This window comes from Bradyrhizobium sp. CCBAU 25338 (genome assembly GCF_028128965.1).
Lineage (GTDB): Bacteria > Pseudomonadota > Alphaproteobacteria > Rhizobiales > Xanthobacteraceae > Bradyrhizobium > Bradyrhizobium liaoningense.
In genome coordinates this window covers 1-997 of the sequence record NZ_LFKY01000010.1, presented here as the reverse complement: position 1 = coordinate 997, position 997 = coordinate 1, and the positions used below count along the sequence as shown (strand labels likewise).

Below are 997 nucleotides of genomic sequence, written 5' to 3'. Positions count from 1 at the left end.
CAGCTACGACCGGACGATTGAGCGCAACTATCTACAGAAGTGGCGTTTTCTGATCCCGGAGTATGAGGCGGTGAAGGCTGGCCGATCGCCGCTGTTCAAGCGGGTCGGCGACTTCTATCGGCACCACGGCACCTGCTCGCAGACGTTCCGCAAGTATTACAATCGCTATTTGCAGAGCGGCGAGGAAGCGGACCTGCTGCCGCGGCGGCGCGGCCCCAAGTGGCGGGAACGGCGCGAGCCGGAAGGAATCGAGGCGGAGATCGTCGCCCATCGCAAGCGGGGGATGAACCGTTATGAGATTCATGCCGTCTTGCGCGAGACGCGCGACACGGTACCCTCACCGATCACGATCTACCGGGTGCTGAGGCGCCACCAGCTGAACCGCCGCACGCCGGCGATGCGCGAGGAGAAACGCCGTATTATCAAGGACAAGCTCGGGGAGCTGGGCCACGTCGATCTGCATCAATTGCCGCGCGACATGTTCCTCGCGCCACCCCCGGTCACGGCCTACATCATCAGCCTGATCGACAGTTGCTCGCGTCTGGCCTGGGCCGAGGTCCTGACCTCCAAGAAGGCGCTGCCGGTCATGTTCAAGACCTTGAAGATGATCAACACCCTCAACCTCACTTACGGGCTGGTCTTCCAGGAAATTCTGTCCGACAACGGCGCCGAGTTTGCTGCCCGCACCAAGCCGGACGAGCATCCGTTCGAGGCCATGCTGCTCGAGCTCGGCATCAAACACCGCTACACCAGGCCCTATCGGCCGCAAACCAATGGCAAAGTCGAACGCTTCCGGCGCACGCTGGATGATGACGTCATCGAGGGCACGACCTTCGACAACCTCGATCACTTTGCCAACGAACTGTTCGAATACCTCGTCTACTACAACAACCACAGACCCCATCAGGCCTTGGCTGGACAAACTCCCAAGGCCTTCGCCGCTTCCAAGACCACCGCGATCCAATCAGCGAATTATTGAACATCGACAGCAATGACG

The 997-nt window shown here is 60.4% G+C and carries 1 protein-coding gene; it reads left to right on the top strand.

The features are described 5' to 3' along the window. On the top strand, positions 1-979 hold a 979-nt coding region (locus tag ACM42_RS08390; RefSeq protein WP_271527487.1), incomplete at its 5' end, for an IS481 family transposase. Positions 980-997 lie beyond the last annotated feature (18 nt).